Here is a 26268-nt window from a genome sequence, read left to right on the forward strand (position 1 = left end):
TTTCAATTTATTAGAATTTCAGTAATTCCTGAAAATTCAATAAACCAAAGAGGCCCTGCGCCATGAACCTTGCCCCCTTAACCCAGCGATTTGTCCTCCATTTCGGTGAAATGGGCAGCCGTTGGGGCATTAACCGGACTGTTGGGCAGATTTATGCCTTGCTGTACGTCTCGCCACGGGCCCTGAATGCCGACGAAATCGGCGAGGCGCTGGCGTTTTCGCGCTCCAACGTCAGCATGGGGCTGAAGGAATTGCAGTCGTGGAACCTGGTGCGGCTGCAGCACCTGCCGAACGACAGGCGCGAGTATTTCAGTGCGCCGGAAGACGTCTGGGCCATCTTCCGCACACTGGCCGAGGAACGCCGCAAGCGCGAGATTGACCCGACGCTTTCCATGCTGCGCGATGCGCTGATGGAACACCCGGCCAACCAGGACGACATTCACGCCCAGGCGCGCATGAAGCAGATGCACGATTTGATCGAGCTGATGACAGGCTGGCTGGCCGATGTGCAGAAGATGGACTCGGCCACGCTGATGAGCCTGATGAAGATGGGCGCGAAGGTGCAGAAGCTGCTGGAGGTCAAAGACAAGGTCGCCAGCAGCATGAAGGCCGGTTTGACAGGCCGCACCGCATCCAGCAAAGTGGCGGCGAAGCCTTCCGGCGAGCTTCCCGGCCCAGCAGCACCCGCTGCCAACCTTCCCGACGAAAACAGGAGTTGATGATGGACGGTTTAGACGCATTCCTGTTGGCCCGCATCCAGTTCGCGGCCAACATCACCTTCCACATTCTGTTTCCCACCATCAGCATTTCGCTGGGCTGGGTGCTGCTGTACTTCAAGCTGCGCTTCGTGAAAACCAAAGCGCAATACTGGATGGACGCCTACCAGTTTTGGGTGAAAATTTTCGCGCTGACCTTTGCCCTCGGTGTGGTCAGCGGCATCACCATGAGCTTCCAGTTCGGCACCAACTGGCCGGGCTACATGCAGAAAGTGGGCAACATCGCCGGGCCGCTGCTGGCCTACGAAGTGCTGACGGCCTTCTTTCTGGAGGCCACCATGCTGGGCGTGATGCTGTTTGCGCGTGAACGCGTGAGCGAAACCATGCACACCATCGCCACGCTGCTGGTGGCGGGCGGCACCACGCTGTCGGCTTTCTGGATATTGGCGCTCAACTCCTGGATGCAGACGCCGGCGGGTTTTGAAATGATCAACGGCCAGGCGCATGTGACGAGCTGGTTCGAGGTGATCTTCAACCCGTCCTTTCCTTACCGTCTCACGCACATGCTGCTGGCGTCGGGGCTGACGGTGGCATTTCTGGTGGCGGGTGTTTCGGCCTACCGCTGGCTGCGTAACGATCGCGGGGCAGAAGTCATGGCCGGCCTGAAGACGGGCATCTACATGGCTGCGATGCTGATTCCGCTGCAGATCGTCGCGGGCGATCAGCACGGCCTGAACACGATGGAACACCAGCCGGCCAAGCTGGCCGCCATGGAAGGCATCTGGAAGACCGAAAAAGGCGTGCCCGCGATTCTGTTCGCATTGCCGGACGAAAAGGCCAAGGCCAACCACTACGAAATCGCAATTCCCAAGCTGGCCTCGCTCTACCTCACCCATTCGCTGGACGGCGAAGTCAAGGGCCTGGACCAGTTTGAAGGCAAGCACCCGCCGGTGGCGCCGGTGTTCTGGGCCTTTCGCATCATGGTCGGGGTGGGCGTTCTGATGCTGCTGGTCAGCTGGGCCAGCGTGCTGCAACTCGCCCCATGGAAGAAACAGGCCCCCACGCTCCCCGCTTCGCGTGGGTCGCTGCCCCCCGAGGGGGCTGGCCTTGCTTGGGGCGGCCCGGCGCTGGCGGCCGTGTCCCCGGCGCGCACGCTCACGGTGTGGCATGCCCGCGTGCTGGTGGCCATGACCTTTTCCGGCTGGATCGCGCTGGTCGCCGGCTGGTATGTGACCGAAATCGGCCGGCAACCCTGGCTGGTGACGGGCGTGCTGACGGCAGCCGATGCCGCCTCAAAAGTGCCGGCGCCACGCATTGCGTTGACGCTGACGCTCTACCTCGCGCTGTATGCGGTGCTGCTGGTGTCTTATGTGTCGGTGGTTTTCTACCTCGCGCGGCACAGGAAACATGCGGACAAACCGTTCGGCGATGACAGCACCGCCGGCGCGACCGAGAAGGAACTCAACGTCGTGAACTACCCCGAAAAAGAAGGAGCTCCCCATGCTTGACCTTGCCCCTGACCTGACGCAAGCCGCCGGCTGGATGCCCATCGTCTTCCTGGTGGTGATGGGCCTGGCCATGCTGGCCTATGTGATTCTTGACGGCTACGACCTGGGCGTGGGCGTGTTGATGCGCACCGCCGGCGATGACGACAAGGACACCATGATCGCCAGCATCGGCCCCTTCTGGGATGCCAACGAAACCTGGCTGGTGCTGGGCGTAGGCATCTTGCTCACGGTGTTTCCGTTGGCGCATGGCGTCATCCTGGGTGCGCTGTATTTGCCTGTGGCGTTCATGCTCATCGGCCTCACGCTGCGCGGTGTGGCCTTTGACTTCCGCGTAAAGGCGCGCGCCAGCCACAAGCCGCTGTGGAACCGCATGTTCTACACCGGCTCGCTGCTGGCAAGCTGGTCACAGGGTTACATGCTGGGCTCGCTGATCACCGGTTTTGCGGCGACCTGGTGGACCATCGTCTTCAACGCGGTCATCGGCGCGGCGCTGGTCGCGGCGTATTGCCTGCTCGGCGCCGGCTGGCTCATCATCAAATCCGAAGGCGAATTGCAACTGCAAGCCGTGCGCTGGGCCAGGCGCAGCCTCCTGTTCACTGTGATCGGCATCGGCGCCATCTCGGTGGCCACACCGCTGGTGAGCCGGAGCATTTTCGACAAATGGTTTTCGTTTCCGAACATCGTGCTGCTGCTGCCAATCCCGGCGGCCACGGCGGTGCTGTTTGGCGTGATTTTCCGCAGCCTGCAGCGCCTGCCGGTGCGGCTGGCACAAGGCAATGAATACGGCGCATGGGTACCTTTTGGTGCGACGGTGGGCGTGTTTTTGCTGGCCTTCTACGGCCTGGCTTACAGCCTCTTCCCGTGGCTGGTGATCGACAAGCTGACGATCTGGCAGTCGGCCAGCGCGCCCGAGGCCATGGGCGTGATCCTGGTCGGTGCAGCGGTGGTGCTGCCGATGATCATCGGCTACACCGTGTTCGCTTACCGTGTGTTCTGGGGCAAGAGCACTGCATTGAAGTATTAGCCCCACGGTCGCTCACTGCGTGTAGCTCCCTGCCCCCAAGGGGCCGCTGCGCCTGCGGCCCGGCAAAGCCGAAAAATGGGCACACCCCTATCGGGCTCACTGCGTGTAGCCCTTTTCCCCTTGCAGGGGACAGTGCCTGCGGCCCGGCAAAGCCGGTTCCGCGGCCCCTGCTGAGTTAAAGAGTTCTTTGGGCATTACCAGTGGGGGCCGAGGGTCCGGCTTTGCCGGCCCCAGGCGCCGCCCCCTGGAAGGGGGAACAGGCCACACGAAGTGAGCCTGGACGGGGGGTGGGCCTTTTTTCACAGGCTGATTTCAGGTGCGGGCGCAATACTTTCCAGTTCGAGCAGAAAGGCTTCGGCTGATTCGTAGCGGTGCTCGGGGCTTTTGGCCATCAGCTTGTTGACGACGCCTTGCAATTCCGCATGCACTTCGGGAAGTGCGGGGGTATCGGCATTCAGGTGTTTGGCCAGCAGCAGCTCGAGCGATTCGGCAACGTAGGGCCGACGGTTGGCCAGCATTTCGAACAGCATCACACCCAGGCTGTAGAGGTCGGACTGCGCCGTCACTTTGCGACCGGTGGCCTGCTCGGGGCTCATGTAGTAGGGCGTTCCCACGACGTCGCCGTGGTGGGTTTGGGTCAGGCCCATGCTGGGGGCCTGCAGCATGGATTTGGCGATGCCGAAGTCGGCCAGCGCCACGCTGCCGTCGGCGCGCAGCATGACGTTTTCAGGCTTGATGTCGCGGTGAACAATGCCGTGCGCGTGGATGGCCGACAGCGCCTGGGCGACCTCGCGCGCCACCGTCAGCGCCTGCGAGCGGGCCAGGTCGGGCCCGAACAGGCTGCGCAGGTCACCGCGTTCGAAGTACTCCATCGCGATGTAGGCGTGCTCGTCGGTGAATCCCTGGTCGTAGATCTTGATCACGTGCGGATGGTCGATCTTGCAGAGCAGGGCGTATTCCTGGATGAAGCGCACCAGGTGTTCCGAGGCTTCCTTGCCCCGAGAGTCCAGCACTTTGAGCACGATCGGCAGGCCGTCGGATTCACGTTCGCTCAGGTAGACCTCGGTCATGCCGCCGGCGCCGATCTTGCGCGTGATGCGGTAGCCTTTGAGGCGTACCGCCTCGCTGCTGGCGTCAAAGCGCAGGTCTTTCAGCGCCGAGAGCTTGGCGTCCAGCGCGCCCTTGACCGCGCGTGCGGTGATGTCCGAATTGGCGCGCACGGCGTCGCTGATCTCGCTGGCGCGCTCGGTCAGGCTGGCCATGCCATGGATCTTGTCGTCCATGGTGGTGATGAGGCCTGTGACCTCGGCCACATCGATGGCGAGGTTGCGCCCGGGCAGCGAGAGCGAGGTGTGGATGCCGGTCTGGATGCCGGTGCCGGCTTCGCCGAGCGTCTGCTCGCTGGCCATCACTGTCCAGCCCTTTTCTTCGGTGGCGTCTTCCAGCCGCGAGGCCAGGGTTACGGTTTCGCCCACGGGCGTGAGTTCCTTGGTCTGCTGCGTGCCGAGCTGGCACAGCGTGACGGCGCCGCTGTGGATGCCGATGCCCATGGCAAACGGCGGCAGCGCGCGGCCGCCGAAGCGCTGCTCCAGCCAGTCGCGGAATTCGTGCGTGGCCAGTGCCATGGCAAGGGCCGCAGAAATAGCGCGGCGCGGGGCCGGCAGCGGCGAACCGGTGAGGGTGTCGACAAACACCGCCATCAGCCCATCGCCGACAAACTTGATGTGCCGACCACTGTTTTTCAGTACCGGTTCGGAGATACGTTCAAAATATTCGGTGAGCAGTTGCGACACTTCCGCAGCATTGAGTTTTTCAGCCAGCGAGGTGAAATTGCGGATGCTGGCCACCAGCACAGTGGCATTGGCCAGTTCTTCGGTTTGCGCGCTGGCCGGAATATCAACCGGTACGCTGTCGGGACGGCTGCCGCTGATGCGGCTGGCAAAAGCTGCACGCAGGCGTTCTTCGCCGGCGGCAACACCCGAGTCGATGGCTTCACGCACCCGTGCTTTTTTCTTCAGCTGTGCATTGACGGCGTCGAGCAGTTCTGCGCGGCTGAAGGGTTTTGACAAATAATCGTCGGCGCCGGCCGTCATGCCGCGGCGCATGCTCTCGCGGTCGTCCAGCGCGGTCAGCAACATGAAGGGGGTGTTGACCAGCAGCGGGTCGGCGCGCACGGCTGCCAGCAGTTCAAAGCCGTTCATGCCGGGCATGCCGACGTCGGAGACGATCAGGTCGGGGCGGCTTGCGCGGGCCTGCTCCAGGCCTTGCCGGCCGTCTGCGGCCGCGGCCGTTTCAAAACCTTCAAGCTTGAGCAGCCGCACGATGTTGCTGCGGATGGCGTCGTCGTCCTCAACGATCAGGATCAGGGTCATGGGGTTCCTTGAGAAATGGGCAGGCTGATCGTGAACTGTGTGCCCGTTCCCGGCATGCTTGCCACCTCGATTTTGCCGTGATGCAGGTCAACGGCGTGTTTGACAATGGCCAGGCCCAGTCCGGAACCCTGGCGGTTGCCTACATTGGAGCCGCGGTGAAAGCTCTCGAACAGGCGCGGCAGGTCCGAGGGCGGAATGCCGATGCCTTCGTCACTGACGCGCAGGATCAGGTGGTCCCCGGACTCGTCCTGCCGGCGGTCCAGCGTGAGCACCACCACACTGCCGGCGGGCGAATATTTGCAGGCGTTGGCCAGCAGGTTGCTGGCAATGTGCCGGACCAGCCGTTCGTCGAGCATGACCAGCTGTGAAAAAGCGTCGTGGCCGATAGGGGCTTCAAATTCAATCGCATGCTGGCCGGCGTCGCTGGTGTGCATTTCGGTCACGAGCTTGCGGCACAGCGCCGCGATATCCAGCGGTTTCAGGTTGAGCTTGAGTTTGCCGGCGTCGGCCTGCCCGACGGTGAGCATGTCTTCAAGCATGCCCTGCATGCGTTTGACCGCGATCACCAGGTCGGCCATGATGTCCTGGCGCTCGCGGTGCGTGATTTTTTCGCCGTAGTGTTCGATCAACTCTGCGGACGACAGGATCGTGGCAAGCGGCGTTCGGAATTCATGCGAGGCCATCGACACAAAGCGCGTTTTCAGCTCACCCAGCTCGCGTTCGCGCGCCAGGGCCCGCCGGGCTTCTTCGTCGGCTACCTTGCGCCGGGTGATGTCCACGTAAGTCCACACCGAGCCTTCCTGCGGGCGGTTGCGGTCGAGCGCCGAGCCGTCAAGCTGAACCCAGATCAGCTCACCGCTTTTGCGGCGCATGCGCGTTTCCAGCGAGAACGATCCGGTTTGCGCGATCTGCGCGTAGGCGAGTTCGCCGGTACGTTCGAAGTCCTCGTCACTGGGATAGTGAACGCGCGTTTCCTGGCCCAGCAGTTCGGCGGGGCTGTAGCCGAGCATGGCCGCCAGCGTGCGGTTCAGCCACTGGTGGCGCCGGCTTTTGAGGAAGGTGACGCCGACGGCGGTGGTTTCGAGGATGGCTTCGCGCTGCGTCAGCGCGGTCTTGAGTTCTTCGTCCAGCCGGCGGCGCTCGCTGATGTCGGACATGAGCACGAGCAGGGCAGGTTCGCCGTCCCATTCAATGCGCGTGCCGTAGATGCTGGCCCATCCGGTGCGCAGGTCCGGCGCCATGGTCTCGCGCGGTGGCGTGATGAAGCGGGCCTCGTAGGCGCTGACCATGGTGCCTGACTGCATGAGCTCGCGCTGGCGTTGCACCATGCCGCGGTCGTCGGGATGGATCAGGTGCATGGACGGCAGCCCGGTGAGCGTCAGGCCGAACATGGCCTGGGCGCTGGTATTGGAAAAGCGCACGATGCCTTTTTGCACCACCAGGATCACGTCGTTGACGTTTTCCACGACCGCCCGGTAGCGCTCGGCGGCTGATCGGGTCAGGGCCTCGAGTCTTTTGCGCTCGGTGACATCTTTCAGGAAAAAAAGGTCCGCCGGCGCACCTTCCCAGTCCACCAGCACGCCATTGATTTCCACCCAGGAAATCGTGCCGTCGTCGCGCTGGAATCTCGCCTCAAAAGCCGGGACGACGTTGCCGGCGGCGCGCAGCTTGTGCTTGCCGGAAACAAAGTTGCGGTCTTCCGGATGGATGAACTCGATCATGGGCCGGTCGGCCATGGTGCCAGCCTCTGTACCCAGCAAGGCCAGGCATGGCGGATTGGCAAAACGGAGCAGGCCTTCCTGCCCGACGCAGATGTTTTCGGTCGCGAGGTCCACCATGGTCTGGTAGCGCGCCAGCGATGCACGAAGCTCCTGGGTGCGAAGCGCCACCCGGCGCTCGATTTCATGCTCCATGTCCTCTGGCGTGCCCATCGCCATCCCGCTTGCTGAGTCGGCGTTGACTCCCTTTTCCGCCGGTCTGGCCGTTTTCCCACGCACGCGCGGTCCACGGCCCGGCGTATCCGGGGCGGCGGATGGGAGAGCTTGAGCCTGGACGGGCATGTTAGTGGTGGAGCACCGAGGGAGCGGGGAGAGCCAAGAGGAAAGGAAGAAAAGAAAGCGGAAATCAGGACACAGGAAGCAGGGGAAACACAGCGGGACAATGGAGGCGCAGACTTTGGGAAAGTTTACGGGGCAACCTTGCCACAACTCACTGCGGCGGTAAAGACAGGAAAGTCTGGGCGCACAACACAGCCAACCTGGCATAACCGGCTGGCGGTGCCGGCTGCCATGCTCCCCTTGCAGGGCGTCGTCCTGAAAGCCCTAGCCGCCATGCTCCAGCGTGAAGCCGGCATTGCGGTCTTGCCCCAGCAGGGCCACCATTTGCGGCAAGGCCGCTTGCAGCTCTGCCTTGAGGGTGTGGGGCGGGTTGATGACAAACATGCCGCTGGCAGGAAGGCCTGGCCGCACCACGTCACCGGCGGTATCTGTTGTTAATTTGCTCGATTTCACCGTTAAAGCGGCATTCAGCCAGCTTCGGCTGGCTTTCACGGCCAGCGTCTTGAGCTTGCGGGGCAAGTCATGGGCTTCCGGCCGCGGAATGATGGGGTACCAGACGACATAGGTGCCAGTGGCGAAGCGCTTGACGGCGTCTGCCATGCAGGCCGACACACGCGCATAGTCGCTTTTCATTTCATAGCTGGGGTCACACAGCACCATCGCCCGGCGGGCGGGTGGCGGCAAAAAGGTTTTCAGCGCTTCAAAGCCGTCTTCGCGCGAAACCGCCACCTGGCGGCCGACACCCAACTGTTCAATGTTGCCGGAAAGCGACTTGAAATCGGTGGGATGCAATTCAAACAATTTGAGCTTGTCGCGCCCGCTCAGGAATTGCTGCTCGATGAAAGGGGAGCCCGGATAGATCTTCAGGTGCGCGATGTCGCCGCTTTCGGCGAATTGCGGGTTCAGGCCGCGCAGCAGGTCGATGTAGTCCTGCAGTGCGGGCGCCCAGCCGCCTGCGGCTGGTTTGGCGGTGGCGGGTTTTGCTATGGTTTTAGGAGCTGCTTGCGCACGCTGTACTTGGGCTGGAGCCGGCTTTGTCTGGGAAACAGGTTGGGAAAGCAGTCTGAAAATGCCTTCTTGAGCTTCCCCGCTGGTTTCGGTGTAATCTCCGTCAAGCCGGTACAGGCCCGCGCCTGCATGTGTGTCGATCACGGTCAGCGCCGTGTCTTTCTGGGTCAAATACTTCATCAACGCGATCAGCGTGGTGTGCTTGAGCACGTCGGCGTGGTTGCCTGCGTGGAAGGCGTGGCGATAGGAAAACATGGGTCTATCCTACCTTCTTGCATGGGGGAAATGCCTCATACCCGGCTGAATATTGACGCAAGTCCTTGATTTTTCATATAATCGTGGGCTCTGCAGCGCCTAGTGGTTCCGCGGCAGAGCTTGAAATACTGCCTAAGAGGTTCTCATCAGAAGAACACCGACCGCAGAAAAGAACCCGACAAACCATTTTTTCGAAAGAAAACTCATGAAAACGTTCAGCGCAAAACCCGCTGACGTGACGCACGAGTGGTTTGTGATTGACGCGACCGACAAGGTCCTCGGACGAGTAGCCAGCGAAGTTGCTCTCCGTTTGCGCGGCAAACACAAGGCCATTTATACGCCTCACGTCGATACCGGTGACTTCATCGTCATCATCAATGCAGCCCAGCTGCGCGTCACCGGCGCCAAGTCGACTGACAAGATCTACTATCGCCATTCCGGTTATCCAGGCGGCATCACTGCCACCAATTTCCGCGACATGCAAGCCAAGCACCCCGGCCGCGCTTTGGAAAAAGCCGTCAAGGGCATGCTGCCCAAGGGCCCGCTCGGCTACGCCATGATCAAGAAACTCAAGGTGTACGGTGGTGCAGAGCACCCGCATACCGCCCAACAGCCTAAAGTGCTGGACATCTAAGGAGCCATTGATGATTGGTGAATGGAACAATGGCACCGGCCGTCGCAAATCCAGCGTCGCCCGTGTGTTTATCAAAAAAGGCACCGGCAAGATCACGATCAATGACCGTGACATCCAGGTGTTCTTCGGTCGTGAAACCTCGATCATGATCTGCCGCCAGCCCCTGTTTCTGACGAACCACGTCGAGACGTTTGACATCATGGTCAACGTCCACGGCGGCGGCGAGTCCGGCCAGGCCGGCGCAGTGCGCCACGGTATCACCCGTGCCCTGATCGATTACGACGCAACGCTCAAGCCGGCCCTGAGCCAGGCTGGCTTTGTGACCCGCGATGCACGTGAAGTCGAACGTAAAAAAGTCGGTTTCCGCTCAGCTCGCCGCCGCAAGCAGTTCAGCAAGCGCTAATCCGCTCTCGCTGTTCCCCAAAAGCCGCCTGGTTCACCTGGCGGCTTTTTTCATGGCCGAAGCATTTGTGTGGCGCCCGCAACGCCCTGTCAATGCTTTGTAAGCGTTTAGTTTTCCTGATGCAAAGCCTTACCCGGCTTTACGGCTGAATCGGGCGGTTCAGCGGATGTCTGCGTGCACAATGCAGCTCCTCGAACCGAAAACTGCAGGGCCCCCGATTTGAAATTTCGCCTGTTTCGCCGCCGGCTGACGATCAGCTCCCCGCGCATGTCGGTGCGCAGCTCGCTCCCCTGGCCCTTGCGGTGGATCGCCGGTGCCCTGATGCTGGGTTTTTCCGCAGCGGTCGCCCTCTGGGCCTTCGAGTTCGGCAAGGGGATTGCGGGCGTGGATACCGATGCCAGGGAAGAGATCAGCGTGTTGCGTCAGGAAGTGGTCACTTTGCGTGCAGACCGCGACAGGGCGCAATCGATTGCCAATACTTCAGGCAGCCTGCTCACGGCCGAAAAAGCGGTGCAGGAAAAGATGATGAGCCAGATCCGGCAGCTGGAGAGCGACAACCGCAGCCTGCGTGACGACCTGGGATTCTTTCAGAAGCTTTTGCCGGCTGGTAGCGCCGAGGTTGTCGCCATCCGCAGCCTGCAGGCCGAGGTATTGTCGGGAACCCAGCTCAAATGGCAGGTCCTGGTGATCCAGCCCGTCAAGGGTGCACCTAATTTCAACGGGAAACTTGATCTGACGGTTCATGGCACGCAGGACGGAAAACCCTGGACGATGACTTTGCCCGGCGGACCGCAAACTTTACAGTTCAAACAGTACCTTCGTGTGGAAGGTGTCCTCGACTTGCCCCCCCAAGCCATGGTACAAACAGTTACAGCTAAAGTCATTGAGGGGACAGCGGTCAGATCTGCCCAGACCTTCAAGCTTTGAGAATTCCCCCCGATTTCCCTTCCACCGCCACCCCCAGCACAGGAACCTTTGTATGTTTGGAAAAAAGAAGCAGCCGCCCATCAAAAGCCTGATCGCCCAAGGCAGCTGCATTGAGGGCAACCTGAAATTCACCGACGGCCTGCGGATCGACGGTGAAGTGATCGGCGACATCCGCGCCGCCGAAGGCAGCTCCAGCATTCTGGTGATCAGCGAGTCCGCCATCGTGACTGGCCATATTCATGCCGACCATGTGATCATCAATGGCCGGGTGATGGGCCCTGTCCACGCATCCGAGCTGCTTGAATTGCAGCCCAAAGCCAAAATCGAGGGCGATGTGTCTTACAAGGCGCTTGAAATGCACCAGGGTGCCGTCATCTTTGGACAGTTGCGCGCTACAAGCCACGCGGAGCTGGAAGAAAAACCCACGCTCAAACTGGCCGCCAACAACATCTGATTGATTGGGGTTAATTGAGCGAGTAAGCGCTCACAAATAGACCGCACGGCCTAACACGCATGGGCGTTATGGTTGATTGAATTGCTGTACTATTTGCCCATAAGTGTCGCCAGAGGCCTGAACGCCTCGAATCGCGAACCCTGATTCGCTTTATGTATTGGAGTCCCCATGAGTGCCGTTGCCGAAAATATCCAGACCGAAATGCCCGCGCCCTTTGTCTTCACCGACAGCGCCGCGTCCAAAGTGGCTGAGCTGATTGCCGAAGAAGGCAACCCGGATCTGAAGCTGCGCGTCTTTGTGCAGGGCGGGGGCTGCTCCGGTTTCCAGTACGGTTTCACCTTCGATGAAATCACCAACGAAGACGACACCACCATGACCAAAAATGGCGTGTCCCTGCTGATCGACGCCATGAGCTACCAGTATCTGGTGGGCGCCGAAATCGACTACAAGGACGACCTTGAAGGCGCGCAATTCGTCATCAAGAACCCCAACGCCACCAGCACCTGCGGTTGCGGATCCAGCTTCTCGGCCTGAGGCGGAACTCAACGCCTTCGCTTTAAAAGCCGCCTTCGAGGCGGCTTTTTGCTGTCCGGCCATCCTCTTGTCTTCTTGATTCCCCATGCGGTGAACCAAGTTCGCCCTTTCGCATCTCTCATCCATGCAGGCAGAAGAAAAATCATTGCGCATGCTGCTTTGGCTCGTAGCCATCGGCTTTTTCATGCAGACGCTGGACGCTACCATCGTCAACACCACCTTGCCGGCCATGGCCCGCAGCTTTGGCGAAAGCCCTTTGCGCATGCAGTCGGTGGTGGTGGCCTATTCCCTCACCATGGCCATGCTGATCCCCGCGTCCGGCTGGATCGCCGACCGCTTTGGCACGCGGCGGGTGTATGTGGGGGCGATCTCGCTGTTCGTCATTGGCTCCATCGCCTGCGCGCTGTCCGGCAACCTGATGCAGCTGGTGGCGGCGCGGGTGGTGCAGGGGATGGGCGGGGCGCTGCTGCTGCCGGTGGGCCGGCTGGCGGTGCTGCGCGCCTTTCCGCGTGAGCGCTTTTTACAGGCCATGAGCTTCATTGCCATTCCGGGCCTGGTTGGCCCGCTGATCGGGCCCACGCTGGGCGGCTGGCTGGTCCAGGTGGCTTCCTGGCACTGGGTGTTCCTCATCAACATTCCGGTGGGGGTACTGGGCTGCGTGGCGACGCTTTTCTACATGGAGGACAACCCACGGCTTCAAATGCCGCGTTTCGACTTGCCGGGCTACCTTTTGCTGGCCTTCGGCATGGTGGCCGTGTCGCTGGCGGTGGATGGGCTGTCGGGCCTGGGCCTGAAACAGGCCAGCGTGCTGGTGCTGCTGGTGTTTGGCATGGCCAGCCTTACCGCGTACTGGCTGCATGCCGCCAAACGGCCTGACCCGTTGTTTTCGCCGCGGCTGTTCTCGATTCCCACACTCAGCATCGGACTGCTGGGCAATTTGTTCTCACGCCTGGGCAGCTCGTGCATGCCTTTCCTGGTGCCACTCCTGCTGCAGGTCAGCCTGGACTATTCGCCGTTGCAGGCGGGGATGATGATGGTGCCGGTTGCCGTGGCGAGCATGCTGGTCAAGCGCGTCACCACACCGCTGATCACGCGCTACGGCTATCGCAGGGTGTTGGTGAGCAACACCGCGCTGGTGGGCCTGACGATGGCGAGTTTTGCTTTCGTGACGCCGGCGCAGCCGCTGTGGCTGCACATCCTCCAGCTGGCGTGTTTTGGCGCGGTCAACTCGATGCAATTCACGGCGATGAACACCGTGACCCTGCGTGACCTGGACAGCAGCATGGCCAGCAGCGGCAACAGTTTGCTGTCGATGGTGCAGATGCTGGCGATGAGCATGGGCGTGGCCGCCGCGGGCGCGGTGCTGGCCGCTTTCACCGGCTTCTTCGGCGCGGGCGAGGCTGTGCAGACGCTGCATTCCTTCCAGGCAACGTTCGCCGCGATGGGGCTGATCACGCTGGCGTCGGCGGGGATTTTCTGGCAGCTGTCGCCGCAGGTGAGGGTGGTGAAGAAGGCTGAAGCGACCGAGGCTTCGGGGCAGGGCTAGTTTTATCTGCCGGCAGCCGCGTCAACTCACCAGTGCCAAGGCTGCAAAGTCCCCGACCCGTTCGCCCAGCCCGGCCGTCACCAGTTCAACGCCATCCGTCAGGGCGGGCAGCTTGCCCTGTATCTGGGCCCGAAGGCGCGGCAAAAGATAGTCGTGGTGATTCAGGAACACGCTCCCTCCGAGGCTGATGCGCTGGAGATCCAGCGTGACCACAAGGTTGTAAAGGGCGCGACCCATCACCCGGCAAAGCTCGTCGACCATCACCGTTGCGCTGGCATCGCCCGCGCGCGCGGCGGCAAAGAGGTTGATCGCGCCGGCGTGGCCCGCGCCGGCAAACCGCCGCTCTATCGCATTGCCGGCCACCAAGGCTTCCAGGTCGCCGATATTGCCGCAGCCGCACAGCGCGTCATGGCTGTCGCTCACAAACATGTGGCCGGCGTGGCCCGCATTGCCGTGCTTGCCGTGCAGCACCCGGCCATCAACACACAGGCCAACGCCGACGCCGGTGCTCCAGGTCACATAGGCGCAGTGCTCCAGACCCTGCAGGGCGCCCCAGCGGCGCTCGGCCTCGAGTGCGGCGATGCCGTCGTTTTCTACGCGTACGTTGGGAAAGGCCTGGCGCAGCGGTGCTTCCAGCGGCACGCTGAGCCAGTCGTTGGGCAGGCCACGCGCCTTGCCGGCCATGCCGCCGCAGATGTTTGGGGTTGTCAGCTCGATCAGACCGTCGTGCAGCGCAAACGGTCCGCACGATGCGACGCCCACTGCCGAAACGGCTGAGGGATCGATGCCCGCCTCGGCGCAGCTGCGTGCCATCAACACCAGAACCTGCTGGCCCAGTGCGTCGCGGCTGCCCTGTTTGACGGTGGCTTCGGTCACCCGGCCCCGCACGCCGTGCTCATCGGCCACGCTGACGGCCACCTTGGTTCCGCCTACGTCAACGCACAGCAAGGGTGCGGAGCCTTTGGGCAGCACGGGAATCTGAACGGGTGTCGGGAAGGGGGAGTTTGCGTTCAAGGCCGGGTCTCCAGAGGTGGGCCGATGGATGGATCAGTCAATGCGCATTGAGGATAGATGCTATCTGTCATCAGAGGGGGTGCGCGTAGTCTTTTGGCGTGATTTGTTTCATATGAGTTTGGCAACCAGCGTGGCGATCAGGCTCAGCAACACCGTGGTCGCCAATGGAATAAACCATTCCCGGCCAAACAGCCTGAAGCGGAAATCGCCAGGCAGCCTGCCGAAGCCCAGCTTGTGCAGCCAGGGCGTGAGGCCGCTGATGACTACCAGGACCAGGAAAATCACGATCATCCAGCGAATCATGGAGGTGCTTTCATGTGGGGCATTGTGGCGTGGGGCTCTACAGGGTGTGGCTTCTGTCGCCCTGAGAAAACCCCGATGCTTCCCATCCTGAATAAGGAGCGTCCGGAGAATCCACCGCAAACCCGATCACCTTGAACAGCTCACCCATTTCATGTTCGTTCACCAGCTTTTGCAGCATCGCCCGGTCCTGCAGGCTGGCGTTTTCCATGCCGTCCAGCAAGCCGCAATTGAGCAAAAACCGCCCCTGGCTGGTATAGCCCAGCACCTGCAGGCCGGCTTCCTGCCCTGCCAGGGCAACGCCGGTGAAGTTGACATGCGCCGTGATGTCCTTGTTGCCCACATCCGCCAGCGTATCGGCATCGGCCAGGTGGCCGCGGTGGCACATCAGCGTGCCCATGCTGCGTTGCGGATGGTAGTACTCGTGTTCGGGGAAGCCGTAGTCGAGCAGGAACACGGCGCCGGCGTCCAGCCGGTCGGCCAGTGTCCGCATGAAGCCTTCCGCCTGCGGATGGATTTCTGTGACGTAATCGTGTTCGCCTTCCACTTCAATGGGAGGCCGGAGATCGGTCGGGCTGTCGGCATGGACAAATCCTCCCTCAAGGCGGGCCACGCCGCGCTCGTGCCAGATGTTGTTGAGCCGCGCGAGCAGCTTCACCGGCATGGCGTCCAGCACTTCGTTGCCCACCACCACGCCCCGCATCTGCGCCGGGAGCTCCGCTACCCAGTCCACCTTGCCGGCAAAAGCCTGCAACCGTTCCTGCTGGCGCTCGCGCAGGCTGCCCGACAAATCGACGATGCGGTACTGCGTGACCGAGTCGCCCAGCGCATCCAGCAACTGGTGCGCCAGGGCGCCCGAGCCGGCGCCGAATTCCCAGATTTCCGTGGTGCCGGTTGCCGCCAGGGCTTCTTTCACCTGCCGGGACAGCGCGCGGCCAAAGTGGGCGGACATCTCTGGGGCCGTCGCAAAATCGCTGCCCGACTGCGGCATCAGGCCGAATTTGCGCGAGGTATTGGCGTAATAACCCCAGCCGGGCGTGTAAAGCGCCATGTCCATGAAACGGTCAAACCCGATCCAGCCGCCGGCAGCGTCAATGGCCTTGGCGATGTGGTCGGCAAGGCTGGTCGGTAAAATGGGGGGATTGGTCGTCTGGGTCATGTTTGTCACCGCCTGCAATTGTCGGCGATACGTCCCTGACCTTTTTGCCAACCCTAACCACCCATGACCCCAACCCCGCCATCATCCCGACCCGTTGTCCTCGTGACCGGCGCCGCCAGGCGGCTGGGCCGCGACATCGCGCTGGCGCTCGCGGCCGGCGGCTGGCAGGTGGCGGTGCATTACCGCAGCTCCGAAGAAGATGCTATTAAAACAGTAGCTGCTTGCGCACAACTGTCGGGCGCTGCAGCCGCTTTTCATGCAGATTTAAACGACGAAACGGCGGTGCGCGGCCTGTTGCCGGCCGTGGTGGAGCGCATGGGCCAGGTCGATGCCGTGGTGAACAACGCCTCGACCTTTGAGCAAGACAGTGCCGCCAGCTTCGGTTTCGCCGCCATGGACCGGCATCTGCACAGCAACACCGGCGCCGCCATCGTGCTGGCCCAGGCCCTGCATGCGCATGTGGCCTCGCGCGGTGCCAGGGGGGCCGTCGTCAACCTGCTGGACCAGAAGCTCTGGAACCAGAACCCCGACTTTTTCAGCTACACGCTTTCCAAGGCCGCGCTGGAAGCGGCCGGCACCATGCTGGCGCTGGCGCTGGCGCCGCAGGTTCGTGTGGTCGGCGTTGCGCCGGGGCTGACGCTGACCAGCCACCTGCTCACCGACGAACAATTCGAGGCCCGTCACAAACTGTCGCCGCTGGGCCGGTCGTCCACCCCCGCCGACGTGGCGGCCGCGGTGAAGTTTGCACTGGAGAACAGCTCCATCACCGGCACCACGCTGCTGGTGGATGGCGGCCAGCACCTGATGAAGTTCGAGCGCGATTTTTCGCTGATGTAAGCCATCGGCAACGGCTTACACATCACCACAACTGACCCACTACAGACTGGCACCATGTTCAATTCCCGGGGCACCCAGATCCTGAACCTCACCGGTTTGCGCTTTGACGCCAACCTGGGCATTCTGGATCACGAAAAAACCGCGCCGCAACCGATCCAGGTCGATGCCGAACTGAACCTGGGCACACAGCCGCTGCTGCCCCATGACGACGACATCCACCATGTGCTGGATTACCGCAAGGTGCGGCAGATCATCATCACCGAATGCACCTCGGAACACGTCAACTTGCTGGAAAGCCTGATCGGCAAGCTGGCGCACCGGCTGATGAAGTTGCCCGGCGTGCTGGGCGTGCGGGTGAAGATCGCCAAACTTGAAATTTTTGACGACTGCGAAGTAGCCATTCGCATCGAGACGGGACAGTGGTGAACGATATGGGAGTGAATGATATGAGTGCTGTTTGGGAAGATGCTGTCGCGGAACACGAGCAGCAGGAAAGCTCCGCGCGCGTGCAAAACAGCATGAAGATCGAGCGCGAAGACCACAAGCTTGAAAAACGCCTGTGCCGCGAAGTCGGCCGCGCCATTGTCGACTTCAACATGATTGAAGAAGGCGACAAGGTCATGGTGTGCGTCTCGGGCGGCAAAGACAGCTACGCCATGCTCGACATTTTGCTGAAGCTGCAAAAGCGAGCGCCCATCAACTTCGAACTGGTGGCCGTCAATCTCGACCAGAAACAGCCCGGTTTCCCGGAGCACATCCTGCCGGACTATCTCGGCAAGCTGGGCGTACCCTTTCACATCGAAAACCAGGACACCTACAGCATCGTCAAGCGCGTGATCCCTGAAGGCAAAACACTGTGCTCGCTGTGCTCGCGCCTGCGCCGCGGCATTTTGTACCGCGTGGCGGGCGAATTGGGCTGTACCAAGGTTGCGCTGGGCCATCACCGCGACGACATGCTGCAGACGTTTTTCCTCAACATGTTTTTTGCGGCCAAGCTCAAGGGCATGCCGCCCAAGCTGGTGAGCGACGACGGCAAGAACATCGTTATCCGCCCCATGGCCTACGTGACCGAGAAAGACCTGACGCGCTGGGCGCAGGTGCGCGAATTTCCCATCATCCCGTGCACGCTGTGCGGCAGCCAGGAAAACCTGCAGCGCAAGCAGGTCGGCAACATGCTGCGCGAATGGGAGAAAAAATTCCCCGGACGGCTGGAGAACATGTTCGCCTCGCTGCAAAACATCGTGCCGTCGCACCTGATGGACAACAAGCGCCACGATTTCAGGGGCATCAAGACAACGGGCATTGCCGACCCGGAAGGCGACAAGGCTTTTGACGCAGAAGAGTTCCGGGAGCCGGTGCCTCCGGGATTGTCCGTGATCGGCGTGCATTCGGGCTGATTGACTTTTTCAACGTTCTTCGTTTTCAACGCATTACCCTGGAGGCCCCATGAGACGTGCACTGGCGATTTTCTTCATGGCAGCCATGGCCCTTGTCATGGCGGGTTGTTCCACCGTGCGCCTGGTCGACAGTGATGTCACTGCCTTCTACAACTGGAACGGCCCGCCGCCTGCGCCTGGCACACCGTATCGCTTTGAGCGCCTGCCTTCCCAGCAGGCCGCCGGCTCGCCGCAGGATGCCGTTGAAGGCATGGCACGCAGCGCCCTGGCCAAGGTGGGAATGGAGCTCAACCCGCCCGTCGCACGCTACAGCGTGCAGATTGTGGCCACCACCCAGATCATCGACCGCGGCCCCTATGGCTACAGCCCCTACGGCGGTTTTGGGTTTGGAAGCGGTGTGTTCATGGGCGGCGGCAGCCGCGGCGTCGGGGTCGGCCTGTCGTTCCCAATCGGCGGCGGAATCTCGGAGCCGACCTATTTCAAGCGCGAGCTGAGCATCGTGATGCGCGACCTTCGCACCAACCAGGTCGCCTATGAAACACGGGCGCTGCACGACGGCGTCTGGTCGGATACCCCGGCTGTGCTGCCCGCCATGCTGGACTCGGCTCTGCGCGGCTTCCCGCAGCCGCCGCCGGGTACGCGCCGCATCAATGTCGAGATTCCCCGATAACAATGGAATCAACGCGCGTCATTGCCATACGTCACGGTGAAACCACCTGGAATGTGGATACCCGCATTCAGGGCCACCTGGACATCCCCCTCAACGACACCGGCCGCCGGCAGGCCGAACGCATGGCGCTCGCGCTGGCCGACGAACCGATCACTGCCATCTACGCCAGCGACCTGACACGCGCCTGGGAAACCGCGGAGTACCTGGGCCGTGTGCTGGGCATCGAGGTGACGCGTGAGGAAGGCCTGCGGGAGCGCGGCTTCGGCGACTTTGAAGGGAAAACCTTTTCGGAGATCGAGGCCCTGCTGCCCGAGCAGTCGATGCGATGGCGCAAGCGGGATCCGGAGTTTGCGCCTGCCGGCGGCGAGTCGCTGCTGGATTTGCGCAGCCGGGTGGTGGCCACCGCCGAGCGTCTGGCGGCCGCGCACCCGGGCGAGCTGATCGCCATGGTCGGCCACGGAGGGGTGATGGATGTGCTTTACCGCGCCGCCACGCGGCTGGACATCCAGGCCCCGCGCACCTGGGCGCTGGGCAACACGGCCATCAACCGCCTGCTCTGGACGCCCCAGGGCTTTTCCCTGGTGGGCTGGGCCGACACGCAGCACCTGGAAAACGACGCACTGGACGACAACGGATTTTCCGGCGGCGATGCCGGCGCCCGTCTCAGCGCACAATAAGCGCAGAATAAACATCAACGCACTCATGAGCACACAGCCGCCCCGCCTGGCCGAACTGATCGGGAAACCGGTCAACGACATCGACACGCCCGCCCTGGTCATCGACCTGGACGCAATGAAGCGCAACCTTGCGCGCATGGCTGAATTTGCCAAGAAGCACAATGTCCGCTGGCGTCCCCATGCCAAGCTGCACAAAAGCGTCGCGCTGGCCAAGGCGCAGATGCGGGCCGGCGCCATTGGCGTGTGCGTGCAAAAAACGTCCGAAGCCGAAATTATGGTGGCTGGCGGTGTGTACAACGTCTACATCAGCAATGAGGTCATCGCCCCGGCCAAGCTGGCCCGTGTGGCGGCGCTCACCCAAAAAGTCGCGGCCCAAGGCGGCCACCTTGCTATTGCGGTGGACAGCACCGAGGGTGTGATCCGTCTGGCGCAGGCCATGACGGAGGCCCGCATCAACAACAAGAATGCGGGTGCCACCGTGATCGACGTGTTTGTGGAAATCGACGTCGGCCAGGGGCGCTGCGGTGTCGAGCCCGGCGCCGCCGCCGTCACGCTGGTGCTGGAAATCCGCAAACACCCTGCGCTGCGTTTTGCCGGCTTGCAGGCCTACCACGGCAAGGCCCAGCACATGCGCAGCGCCCAGGAAAGGCGCGACGCCATTGCCAGGGCGGTGGAGGCCGTGCTCCTGACGCGCAAACTGGTAGAAGCCCAGGGCATCACGGTAGACCTGGTTACGGGTGCGGGCACCGGTAGCCTGATGCTGGAGGCCGCCAGCGGCGTCTACGGCGAACTGCAGGCCGGCTCTTTCATGTTCATGGACGCCGACTACGCCCAAAACGAACGGGACCCGTCGCAGCCGCAGTTCGAACACGCACTGTTCGTCAAAACCCAGGTGATCAGCACGCACGGCAGCCATGCGGTGTGCGACGCCGGCCACAAAAGCCACGCCATTGATTCCGGCCTGCCGCTGGTGCATGCCTTTGACAGCGAAAGCGAGCTGGCCTATTTCAATGGCGGCGACGAGCACGGTATCTTGCGGCCCGCGGGCGACAGCAAGCGCCTGCCGGGCCTGGGTAGCATGCTGTGGCTGATTCCCGGCCACTGCGACCCTACCGTGAATTTGCACGACGCCATGATCGGCGTGGCCGGTGGCCTGCGCCACGGTACGGTGCAGCGCATTTACCAGGTCGACGCCCGCGGCGCGCTGACCTGACTCCCCTGCGCGTAAAACAGCGCGCCTAGAAGTTCACGCCGTAGACTGCATACATCGGCGAGGGCGCGCCATTGATGCGCCCGCCGCGGTACACCGCTTCGCGTGCCGACTGCAGCACGACCCCATTGAGCTCGGCATGCGTGGACGACAGCACCCGTGCATCAAGCAGCTTGCCCTCGGCGTCCAGCAGTGTGATCACGACGACGCGGCCATGGATGCCCTGCGCACGGTAAGCCTGCAAGGCGTCGAGCGCGCCGGGCTTGCGCACGCGCGCGATGGAAATTTTTTGCCCCATACCGTCGCCGTCCTGCACCTGTGGCGCCTGCGGATGATCAGCGTAGAGTTTTCCCATCTGCCGGAACAGCTCGGGGAATTCCGGCAGGCTGGACGTGGAAGCGAGAGGCACGGCTGGATTGGGCGTGCGCGGTCCCGGTGCCGGGACCGCGCAGCCCCCGACCGCCATTGCCCAACAAAACATCAGGCCCGGCGAAATCAGGGAACGGCGAGACATGGCTATTTTTCTCAGGGGTTGGATTTGGATTTGGGCTTGGCGGCACTCACACGCTCGGAAATCCGCGCATCAATGGCCTTGAGCTCCGCGCTGATCACCCGTACGCGGGCCTGGCCGGCTGCGGCGGTGACATCGCCCTGCACGGCACGTGCAGTGGCCAGCTGGATTTGCATCAGTTCCACCATCAGATTGTTGGCGCGCTTGACGTCGCGCATGCCGGCGCCGATTTTGTCATTGGCGGGAATGTCCAGCGGGGCCAGGGCGCGCTGGACGGCCTGGTAACCCGGCAGGTGCCGTGCTTCTATCGCCTGGACAAATTCAGGCTCCGGCATCTTGCCTTCCCGAAAAGCTTTGACGTCGGCCTGAAAGGCTTTCTCCGCGGCTTGCATCGCGGGCAAAATGCGGGTCAACCCGGCCTGGAATTCAAACAGCTGCCGATGGTGCACGGAAGGGGTGGGTGTTGTGACTACCAGTGCGGCCACCGCCATGGCCGACACCAGCGCACCGATGGTTGCCGTTGAAAGCCGCCGCGCCGGCGTGACCGCATCAGCGATCTTCTCTGTCAGCAGCCAGGCCAGTACACATCCCGCAACGAGGCCACCCACGTGAGCGGCATTGTCGATGCCCTGCTGGCTGAAACCCTGGACAAGGGCATAGGCCAGAAAAACCCCCTGGCTGGTCATCACCTTCTTGGTGGTGAGACCGGGTATCTGCCCGCGGTGCTGGTGCATCGCGACCAGCAAGGCCCCCAGGACACCGAACACCGCGCCGGAAGCGCCCACTGAAACCGATTGCTGGGCGGAAAAGTGCAGGCTGAGCGCACTACCGGTGAGTGCGCTGGCCAGATAAATCAGCAGGAACTGGAAATTGCCGTGAAGCCGGTTGAGTTGCCTGCCGGCCTCCCACAGGCCCAGCATGTTCAGCGCGAGATGCAAAAAACCGCCATGCAGGAAAGCGGCCGTCAGCAGGCGCCAGTATTGCCGGTCTTCCACTACCGAGGCCGCCGAATTGGCGCCCCAGGCCAGAAGATCCGACGGCAAGGGCTTCAATGCGTTCAATCCGGAACCCAGATTGGCCAGCCAAACGGCAACATTCAGGCACACGACCAGGTAAAGCGCCCACGTCACGGGCGTGAGCTGTTTGAGCCGGGCCTCAAAGTCCTCGGCCGCCTTGAGTTCTGCCGTTCGTTGTGCCATGGCCTGCATGAAGCCGCGCCCGCCGTAAGCGGCAAAGGCCTGCGTCACAGCCGCTATCGCCTGGGTGTGGTCTTTGGTCTTGATGCTGCTCAATGGAACACCGAGGCGCTTTTTACGGCTGCCCCACCACCATTTTTCGTTCACGTGCGGCGCGAGCGACACGATGATCGACGTGTTGCCTTGCACAGTCTGCGACTCAATGTCGGAAACCTCGGACCACGCGATGCACCTGTTTTTCAATACGGCGGCGCTGATGCCTTCCGGACCCACGCGAAGCGCGGGACGCTTGCTGACAAGCTGCCGCCCGAGAAGCCAGGCAAGCCACAGCAGGCCACCCAGGGAGAACACCCGCCACCCCGGAAAGCCGGTGAACGGGACAAACACGAGCATCAAGGCCGGAATGGCCGCGAGGAACAAAAAGAGGATCGTCAAGGTACCCGTCGTGCTGCGCCACGATGGGGAAAACTCACGCACATAAGCATCGAGAGTGGCGCCGGCAGCTACATCGCCATTCAGCTCTGCCGACGGAACGGTATCCGGAAATTCCATTATTCCCCCTCCTGCCCTTGCCACCCCGGTGAGCGGGCCTGTTTTTCAAAGGTGTTACGCGCCGAAAAAGTCCTGTCCCTGCTGCGGCGGCGCCACGCCCAGGTGGCGGTAGGCGGCCAGCGTGGCGATGCGCCCGCGCGGCGTGCGCTGCAGATAGCCCTGCTGGATCAAATAGGGTTCGATCACGTCTTCGATCGTGTCGCGCTCCTCGCCGATGCTGGCGGCGATGTTGTCCAGCCCCACCGGGCCGCCGTCGAAGCGGTGGATGACAGCCTCCAGCAGCTTTCTGTCCATCACGTCAAAGCCCTGCGGGTCCACGTCGAGCATGGCAAGCGCCTTGTTGGCGATGTCCAGCGAGATGTGGCCGGTGCCCTTCACGTCGGCATAGTCGCGCACACGGCGCAGCAGGCGGTTGGCGATGCGCGGTGTGCCGCGTGACCGGCGGGCAATTTCAAAACCGCCTTCTTCATCCATGGGCGCATTGAGCAGCTTGGCGCTGCGCCGCACGATGCGCGCGAGTTCGTCGGGCGTATAAAACTCCAGCCTCGCGACGATGCCGAAGCGGTCGCGCAGCGGGTTGGTCAGCATGCCGGCGCGCGTGGTGGCGCCCACCAGCGTGAAGGGCTGCAGATCGAGCTTGATGCTGCGTGCCGCCGGGCCTTCGCCGATCATGATGTCGATCTGGTAGTCCTCCAGCGCGGGGTAGAGGATTTCTTCGACCACCGGGCTCAGGCGGTGGATTTCGTCGATGAAGAGAACGTCGTTCTTTTCAAGGTTGGTCAGCAGTGCGGCCAGGTCCTTGGGCTTTTCCAGCACCGGGCCCGATGTTTGCCGCAGGTTCACGCCGAGTTCGTGCGCAATGATGTGGGACAGCGTGGTCTTGCCCAGGCCGGGCGGGCCGAACAGCAGCACGTGGTCCAGCGCCTCGCTGCGCTTTTTGGCCGCGCCAATGAAAATTTCCAGCTGGTCGCGCACCTTGGTCTGGCCGACGTACTCGTCAAACAGCTTGGGGCGCAAGGCGCGCTCGATCGCCTCCTCACCGGGTGAGGCCGGCGCGGCCGACATCACGCGCTTGGTGGGCGGAAAATCACCCGGAGAGAAGTCGTCAGTCTGAATGGTCATGCTGGACTACTTCGGCTATTTAGCCAAGGCCTTCAATGCCAGCTTGATGCCGTCGCTCACGCCAATGTCCTTGGGCAGTGCCTTCAGTGCCAGCGCCGCATCGCGGTCGCTGTAGCCCAGCGCCACCAAGGCCTGCAGGATGTCTGACTGGGCATCGTTGGCGACGCTGACCTGGATACCGATGTCGGCGCCCAGTTTGCCCTTGAGTTCCAGCAACAGGCGTTCGGCGGTCTTTTTGCCGATGCCGGGCACCTTGATGATGCGGCCGGCTTCCTGCTGGGTGACGGCTTGGGCAAGCTCTTCAACACTCATGCCGCTGAGCACGCTGAGCGCGGTGCGCGGGCCCACGCCGGAGATCTTGATGAGCTGGCGAAAGGCTGCGCGTTCGGTGGCGCTGCCGAAACCGTAGAGGATTTGTGCGTCTTCGCGCACCACAAAATGCGTCAACAGGCTGACTTTTTCGCCCAGGCCGGGCAGGTTGTAGAAGGTGCTCATGGGTACCAGCACTTCATAGCCGACGCCGTTGCAGTCCACCAGGATTTCCGGGGGATTTTTTTCGGCCAGCTGGCCAGAGAGTCTTCCTATCATGGCCAAATCTTATCAGTCAGACGCAGGCGGCTGTTTGGGCGGACAATTGTGTTTTAGGCCGTTATCAGCCTCCTTTTCAGGAAAACCATCGCCTTGATTCTTCGCCACACCTTTACGCCGCCGAACAACACCCGCATGGGCCACCTGTGCGGACCCATGGACAGCCACATCCGCACCATCGAAGTGGCGCTGGATGTCACGATTGCCCACCGCTTCGAGCAGTTCAAGATCGACGGCACCAAGGTGAAGGCCAACCAGGCGCTGGAAGTGCTCCAGGCCCTGTACGAAATCGCCCAGCGCCCCATAGAGCCCGAAACCGTGCAGCTGATGCTGGCCGGCGACACCGCGCTCAGCATCGCACCCGACGGCGCCATGGCGCTGTCGACCCGCCGCGCCGACCTGCGCGCCCGCACCACCAACCAGGGCACCTACCTGGAAAACATCGCCACCCACGACATCACTTTCGGTATCGGCCCGGCCGGCACCGGCAAAACCTATCTGGCCGTGGCCTGCGCCGTCGATGCACTGGAGCGCAGCACGGTGCAGCGCATCGTGCTGACCCGCCCGGCGGTCGAGGCCGGCGAGCGCCTGGGCTTTTTGCCGGGCGACCTGAGCCAGAAGGTGGACCCTTACCTGCGTCCGCTGTATGACGCGCTGCATGAGCTGATGGGCTTCGAGCGCGTGCAAAAGGCCTTTGAGCGCCAGCAGATCGAGATCGCGCCGCTGGCCTTCATGCGCGGCCGCACGCTGAACCACGCCTTCGTCATCCTCGACGAAGCGCAAAACACCACGCCCGAGCAGATGAAGATGTTTTTGACCCGCATCGGCTTTGGCAGCAAGGCTGTGGTGACGGGCGATATCAGCCAGGTGGACTTGCCGCGCACGCAGCTCAGCGGCCTGGTAGACGCGGAGCGCGTGCTCAAGCGCGTCAAGGGCATTGCGATCACCCGCCTGACGAGTGCCGACGTGGTGCGCCACCCGTTGGTTGCGCGCATTGTGGATGCGTATGACAAATCGCCGGGCGCCGCCGGGCCCGCCGGCGAAGCCGACGCGGAACCCGTTGCCGCCCCAGCCCGCCGCGCCAGCGCCCGGAGCCGCAATGGCTCTTAAGCAGCTCAGCCTGTCGCTGCAGTTTGGCGACCTGAAGGACGCCGCCCGCCACCGCGCCGCCCTTCCGCGCCACAGCGTGGCCCGATGGATTCGCCACGCGCTGACGCACGACGGTGAGATCACCGTGCGCATCGTCGACGCCGAAGAAGGCCGGGCGTTGAACCGCGACTACCGCCAGCGCGACTACGCCACCAACGTGCTGACCTTTGATTACACGCAAGAGCCCGTGGTGACCGCCGACCTGGTGCTGTGCGCACCGGTGGTGGCCAAAGAGGCGAAAGAGAACAAAAAAACGCTGCAGGCCCACTACGCCCATCTGCTGGTGCACGGCACGCTGCACGCGCAGGGTTGGGACCACGAGACCGGCGAAGCCGATGCCGAAGCCATGGAAGCGCGTGAAATCGAGATCCTGGCCGACCTGGGCATCCAAAATCCTTACCGCTGAGGTTCAAGGATTATTGGGCTGTAACCAAATAGGGACGAGCGC

At 62.4% G+C, this 26268-nt stretch carries 27 protein-coding genes; 17 read left to right on the forward strand and 10 right to left on the reverse strand.

Annotated features, from left to right (window positions below; translation table 11 throughout):
- Positions 1-62: 62 nt before the first annotated feature.
- Genes AC1D13_RS15700 through AC1D13_RS15710 form a run of 3 tightly spaced genes read left to right on the forward strand, consistent with a single transcriptional unit; the run spans position 63 to position 3248 of the window.
- Positions 63-719, forward strand: coding sequence for a GbsR/MarR family transcriptional regulator (locus tag AC1D13_RS15700; protein WP_477651344.1), 657 nt, complete (start codon positions 63-65; stop codon positions 717-719).
- 2 nt (positions 720-721) lie between these two features.
- A complete protein-coding gene (locus tag AC1D13_RS15705; RefSeq protein WP_477689866.1) occupies positions 722-2224 on the forward strand; it encodes a cytochrome ubiquinol oxidase subunit I in 1503 nt (500 codons plus the stop codon).
- The gene (locus AC1D13_RS15710) at positions 2217-3248 is read left to right on the forward strand and encodes a cytochrome d ubiquinol oxidase subunit II (protein ID WP_477689867.1); all 1032 of its coding nucleotides are present in this window, start codon (positions 2217-2219) and stop codon (positions 3246-3248) included. Before AC1D13_RS15705 ends, AC1D13_RS15710 begins: the two co-directional genes overlap by 8 nt.
- A gap of 299 nt (positions 3249-3547) precedes the next feature.
- Here the strand turns inward: AC1D13_RS15710 and AC1D13_RS15715 are convergent, their stop codons facing one another.
- The 3 genes from AC1D13_RS15715 to AC1D13_RS15725 form a co-directional block, all read right to left on the reverse strand.
- Complete coding sequence (locus AC1D13_RS15715) at positions 3548-5620, reverse strand: protein kinase domain-containing protein (RefSeq protein WP_457282894.1); 2073 nt, start codon at positions 5618-5620, stop codon at positions 3548-3550.
- Positions 5617-7551, reverse strand: coding sequence for a sensor histidine kinase (locus AC1D13_RS15720; protein ID WP_477689868.1), 1935 nt, complete (start codon positions 7549-7551; stop codon positions 5617-5619). The genes AC1D13_RS15715 and AC1D13_RS15720 overlap by 4 nt, the downstream gene beginning before the upstream one ends.
- A 390-nt stretch (positions 7552-7941) precedes the next feature.
- The gene (locus tag AC1D13_RS15725) at positions 7942-8940 is read right to left on the reverse strand and encodes a 23S rRNA (adenine(2030)-N(6))-methyltransferase RlmJ (protein ID WP_477689869.1); all 999 of its coding nucleotides are present in this window, start codon (positions 8938-8940) and stop codon (positions 7942-7944) included.
- 205 nt (positions 8941-9145) lie between these two features.
- Between AC1D13_RS15725 and rplM the strand changes: the two genes are divergently transcribed.
- The 6 genes from rplM to mdtD all read left to right on the forward strand — a co-directional run bounded on the left by rplM (position 9146) and on the right by mdtD (position 13438).
- Complete coding sequence (rplM, locus tag AC1D13_RS15730; protein WP_007867557.1) at positions 9146-9574, forward strand: 50S ribosomal protein L13; 429 nt, start codon at positions 9146-9148, stop codon at positions 9572-9574.
- 10 nt (positions 9575-9584) lie between these two features.
- Positions 9585-9977 (forward strand): 30S ribosomal protein S9, encoded by a 393-nt coding sequence (gene rpsI / locus AC1D13_RS15735; protein ID WP_007867568.1) that lies wholly within the window; start codon positions 9585-9587, stop codon positions 9975-9977.
- Positions 9978-10196: 219 nt separating this feature from the next.
- Entirely contained in the window at positions 10197-10904 is a 708-nt protein-coding gene (locus tag AC1D13_RS15740; protein WP_477666786.1) for a DUF6776 family protein, read from the forward strand.
- 52 nt (positions 10905-10956) lie between these two features.
- Entirely contained in the window at positions 10957-11358 is a 402-nt protein-coding gene (locus AC1D13_RS15745) for a bactofilin family protein (RefSeq protein WP_477666785.1), read from the forward strand.
- 168 nt (positions 11359-11526) lie between these two features.
- Complete coding sequence (erpA, locus tag AC1D13_RS15750; RefSeq protein WP_122955163.1) at positions 11527-11892, forward strand: iron-sulfur cluster insertion protein ErpA; 366 nt, start codon at positions 11527-11529, stop codon at positions 11890-11892.
- 124 nt (positions 11893-12016) lie between these two features.
- Positions 12017-13438 (forward strand): multidrug transporter subunit MdtD, encoded by a 1422-nt coding sequence (gene mdtD / locus AC1D13_RS15755; RefSeq protein ID WP_457282899.1) that lies wholly within the window; start codon positions 12017-12019, stop codon positions 13436-13438.
- Positions 13439-13459: 21 nt separating this feature from the next.
- Here the strand turns inward: mdtD and AC1D13_RS15760 are convergent, their stop codons facing one another.
- The 3 genes from AC1D13_RS15760 to AC1D13_RS15770 form a co-directional block, all read right to left on the reverse strand.
- A complete protein-coding gene (locus AC1D13_RS15760) occupies positions 13460-14416 on the reverse strand; it encodes an ROK family protein (RefSeq protein WP_457282921.1) in 957 nt (318 codons plus the stop codon).
- A gap of 144 nt (positions 14417-14560) precedes the next feature.
- Positions 14561-14755, reverse strand: coding sequence for a DUF2905 domain-containing protein (locus AC1D13_RS15765; protein ID WP_457282900.1), 195 nt, complete (start codon positions 14753-14755; stop codon positions 14561-14563).
- 37 nt (positions 14756-14792) lie between these two features.
- Positions 14793-15911 (reverse strand): class I SAM-dependent methyltransferase, encoded by a 1119-nt coding sequence (locus AC1D13_RS15770; protein WP_477666784.1) that lies wholly within the window; start codon positions 15909-15911, stop codon positions 14793-14795.
- Positions 15912-15974: 63 nt separating this feature from the next.
- Between AC1D13_RS15770 and AC1D13_RS15775 the strand changes: the two genes are divergently transcribed.
- Genes AC1D13_RS15775 through AC1D13_RS15800 form a run of 6 tightly spaced genes read left to right on the forward strand, consistent with a single transcriptional unit; the run spans position 15975 to position 20705 of the window.
- The gene (locus tag AC1D13_RS15775; protein ID WP_457282902.1) at positions 15975-16748 is read left to right on the forward strand and encodes an SDR family oxidoreductase; all 774 of its coding nucleotides are present in this window, start codon (positions 15975-15977) and stop codon (positions 16746-16748) included.
- A 54-nt stretch (positions 16749-16802) separates the two neighbouring features.
- Positions 16803-17174: a dihydroneopterin aldolase gene (locus AC1D13_RS15780; protein WP_431094939.1), complete on the forward strand. Its 372-nt coding sequence runs from the start codon at positions 16803-16805 to the stop codon at positions 17172-17174.
- A 20-nt stretch (positions 17175-17194) separates the two neighbouring features.
- Entirely contained in the window at positions 17195-18145 is a 951-nt protein-coding gene (gene ttcA / locus AC1D13_RS15785) for a tRNA 2-thiocytidine(32) synthetase TtcA (RefSeq protein ID WP_457282903.1), read from the forward strand.
- A 49-nt stretch (positions 18146-18194) separates the two neighbouring features.
- Positions 18195-18815: a DUF4136 domain-containing protein gene (locus AC1D13_RS15790; RefSeq protein ID WP_457282904.1), complete on the forward strand. Its 621-nt coding sequence runs from the start codon at positions 18195-18197 to the stop codon at positions 18813-18815.
- 2 nt (positions 18816-18817) lie between these two features.
- The gene (locus AC1D13_RS15795) at positions 18818-19492 is read left to right on the forward strand and encodes a histidine phosphatase family protein (RefSeq protein WP_457282905.1); all 675 of its coding nucleotides are present in this window, start codon (positions 18818-18820) and stop codon (positions 19490-19492) included.
- Positions 19493-19517: 25 nt separating this feature from the next.
- Positions 19518-20705, forward strand: coding sequence for a DSD1 family PLP-dependent enzyme (locus tag AC1D13_RS15800; protein ID WP_457282906.1), 1188 nt, complete (start codon positions 19518-19520; stop codon positions 20703-20705).
- A 25-nt stretch (positions 20706-20730) separates the two neighbouring features.
- On the opposite strand, the gene AC1D13_RS15805 is transcribed toward AC1D13_RS15800, so the two are convergent.
- From AC1D13_RS15805 to ruvA, 4 genes are read right to left on the reverse strand one after another with little or no spacing between them, the layout of a single operon-like run.
- Positions 20731-21216, reverse strand: coding sequence for an energy transducer TonB (locus tag AC1D13_RS15805; RefSeq protein WP_477689870.1), 486 nt, complete (start codon positions 21214-21216; stop codon positions 20731-20733).
- Between the two features lie 11 nt (positions 21217-21227).
- Positions 21228-22961 carry a rhomboid family intramembrane serine protease gene (locus AC1D13_RS15810; protein ID WP_477689871.1) on the reverse strand — a complete coding sequence of 578 codons (1734 nt, stop codon included), beginning with the start codon at positions 22959-22961 and terminating at the stop codon, positions 21228-21230.
- A gap of 54 nt (positions 22962-23015) precedes the next feature.
- Positions 23016-24083 (reverse strand): Holliday junction branch migration DNA helicase RuvB, encoded by a 1068-nt coding sequence (ruvB, locus tag AC1D13_RS15815; protein WP_457282909.1) that lies wholly within the window; start codon positions 24081-24083, stop codon positions 23016-23018.
- Positions 24084-24098: 15 nt separating this feature from the next.
- Positions 24099-24671 carry a Holliday junction branch migration protein RuvA gene (gene ruvA / locus AC1D13_RS15820; RefSeq protein WP_457282910.1) on the reverse strand — a complete coding sequence of 191 codons (573 nt, stop codon included), beginning with the start codon at positions 24669-24671 and terminating at the stop codon, positions 24099-24101.
- A gap of 93 nt (positions 24672-24764) precedes the next feature.
- On the opposite strand from ruvA, the gene AC1D13_RS15825 reads away from it, so the two are divergent.
- Together AC1D13_RS15825 and ybeY are read left to right on the forward strand one after the other, a co-directional pair.
- The gene (locus AC1D13_RS15825) at positions 24765-25781 is read left to right on the forward strand and encodes a PhoH family protein (protein WP_457282911.1); all 1017 of its coding nucleotides are present in this window, start codon (positions 24765-24767) and stop codon (positions 25779-25781) included.
- Positions 25771-26226 carry an rRNA maturation RNase YbeY gene (gene ybeY, locus AC1D13_RS15830; protein ID WP_477689872.1) on the forward strand — a complete coding sequence of 152 codons (456 nt, stop codon included), beginning with the start codon at positions 25771-25773 and terminating at the stop codon, positions 26224-26226. Before AC1D13_RS15825 ends, ybeY begins: the two co-directional genes overlap by 11 nt.
- Positions 26227-26268 lie beyond the last annotated feature (42 nt).

The organism is Polaromonas sp. P1_E12 (assembly GCF_056405975.1).

Excerpts from the sequence above, each read along its gene's own strand:
- AC1D13_RS15790 (WP_457282904.1), top strand. The coding sequence starts at position 18,195 with ATGAGACGTGCACTGGCGATTTTCTTCATGGCAGCCATGGCCCTTGTC.
- AC1D13_RS15800 (WP_457282906.1), top strand. The coding sequence starts at position 19,518 with ATGAGCACACAGCCGCCCCGCCTGGCCGAACTGATCGGGAAACCGGTC.
- AC1D13_RS15745 (WP_477666785.1), top strand. The coding sequence starts at position 10,957 with ATGTTTGGAAAAAAGAAGCAGCCGCCCATCAAAAGCCTGATCGCCCAA.
- AC1D13_RS15715 (WP_457282894.1), bottom strand. The coding sequence starts at position 5,620 with ATGACCCTGATCCTGATCGTTGAGGACGACGACGCCATCCGCAGCAAC.
- AC1D13_RS15725 (WP_477689869.1), bottom strand. The coding sequence starts at position 8,940 with ATGTTTTCCTATCGCCACGCCTTCCACGCAGGCAACCACGCCGACGTG.
- AC1D13_RS15705 (WP_477689866.1), top strand. The coding sequence starts at position 722 with ATGGACGGTTTAGACGCATTCCTGTTGGCCCGCATCCAGTTCGCGGCC.
- AC1D13_RS15795 (WP_457282905.1), top strand. The coding sequence starts at position 18,818 with ATGGAATCAACGCGCGTCATTGCCATACGTCACGGTGAAACCACCTGG.
- ruvB (WP_457282909.1), bottom strand. The coding sequence starts at position 24,083 with ATGACCATTCAGACTGACGACTTCTCTCCGGGTGATTTTCCGCCCACC.
- erpA (WP_122955163.1), top strand. The coding sequence starts at position 11,527 with ATGAGTGCCGTTGCCGAAAATATCCAGACCGAAATGCCCGCGCCCTTT.
- AC1D13_RS15810 (WP_477689871.1), bottom strand. The coding sequence starts at position 22,961 with ATGGAATTTCCGGATACCGTTCCGTCGGCAGAGCTGAATGGCGATGTA.
- AC1D13_RS15700 (WP_477651344.1), top strand. The coding sequence starts at position 63 with ATGAACCTTGCCCCCTTAACCCAGCGATTTGTCCTCCATTTCGGTGAA.
- ybeY (WP_477689872.1), top strand. The coding sequence starts at position 25,771 with ATGGCTCTTAAGCAGCTCAGCCTGTCGCTGCAGTTTGGCGACCTGAAG.
- AC1D13_RS15805 (WP_477689870.1), bottom strand. The coding sequence starts at position 21,216 with ATGTCTCGCCGTTCCCTGATTTCGCCGGGCCTGATGTTTTGTTGGGCA.
- AC1D13_RS15770 (WP_477666784.1), bottom strand. The coding sequence starts at position 15,911 with ATGACCCAGACGACCAATCCCCCCATTTTACCGACCAGCCTTGCCGAC.
- ttcA (WP_457282903.1), top strand. The coding sequence starts at position 17,195 with ATGAGTGCTGTTTGGGAAGATGCTGTCGCGGAACACGAGCAGCAGGAA.
- rplM (WP_007867557.1), top strand. The coding sequence starts at position 9,146 with ATGAAAACGTTCAGCGCAAAACCCGCTGACGTGACGCACGAGTGGTTT.
- ruvA (WP_457282910.1), bottom strand. The coding sequence starts at position 24,671 with ATGATAGGAAGACTCTCTGGCCAGCTGGCCGAAAAAAATCCCCCGGAA.
- AC1D13_RS15765 (WP_457282900.1), bottom strand. The coding sequence starts at position 14,755 with ATGATTCGCTGGATGATCGTGATTTTCCTGGTCCTGGTAGTCATCAGC.
- AC1D13_RS15780 (WP_431094939.1), top strand. The coding sequence starts at position 16,803 with ATGTTCAATTCCCGGGGCACCCAGATCCTGAACCTCACCGGTTTGCGC.
- AC1D13_RS15710 (WP_477689867.1), top strand. The coding sequence starts at position 2,217 with ATGCTTGACCTTGCCCCTGACCTGACGCAAGCCGCCGGCTGGATGCCC.
- AC1D13_RS15720 (WP_477689868.1), bottom strand. The coding sequence starts at position 7,551 with ATGGGCACGCCAGAGGACATGGAGCATGAAATCGAGCGCCGGGTGGCG.
- mdtD (WP_457282899.1), top strand. The coding sequence starts at position 12,017 with ATGCAGGCAGAAGAAAAATCATTGCGCATGCTGCTTTGGCTCGTAGCC.
- AC1D13_RS15775 (WP_457282902.1), top strand. The coding sequence starts at position 15,975 with ATGACCCCAACCCCGCCATCATCCCGACCCGTTGTCCTCGTGACCGGC.
- rpsI (WP_007867568.1), top strand. The coding sequence starts at position 9,585 with ATGATTGGTGAATGGAACAATGGCACCGGCCGTCGCAAATCCAGCGTC.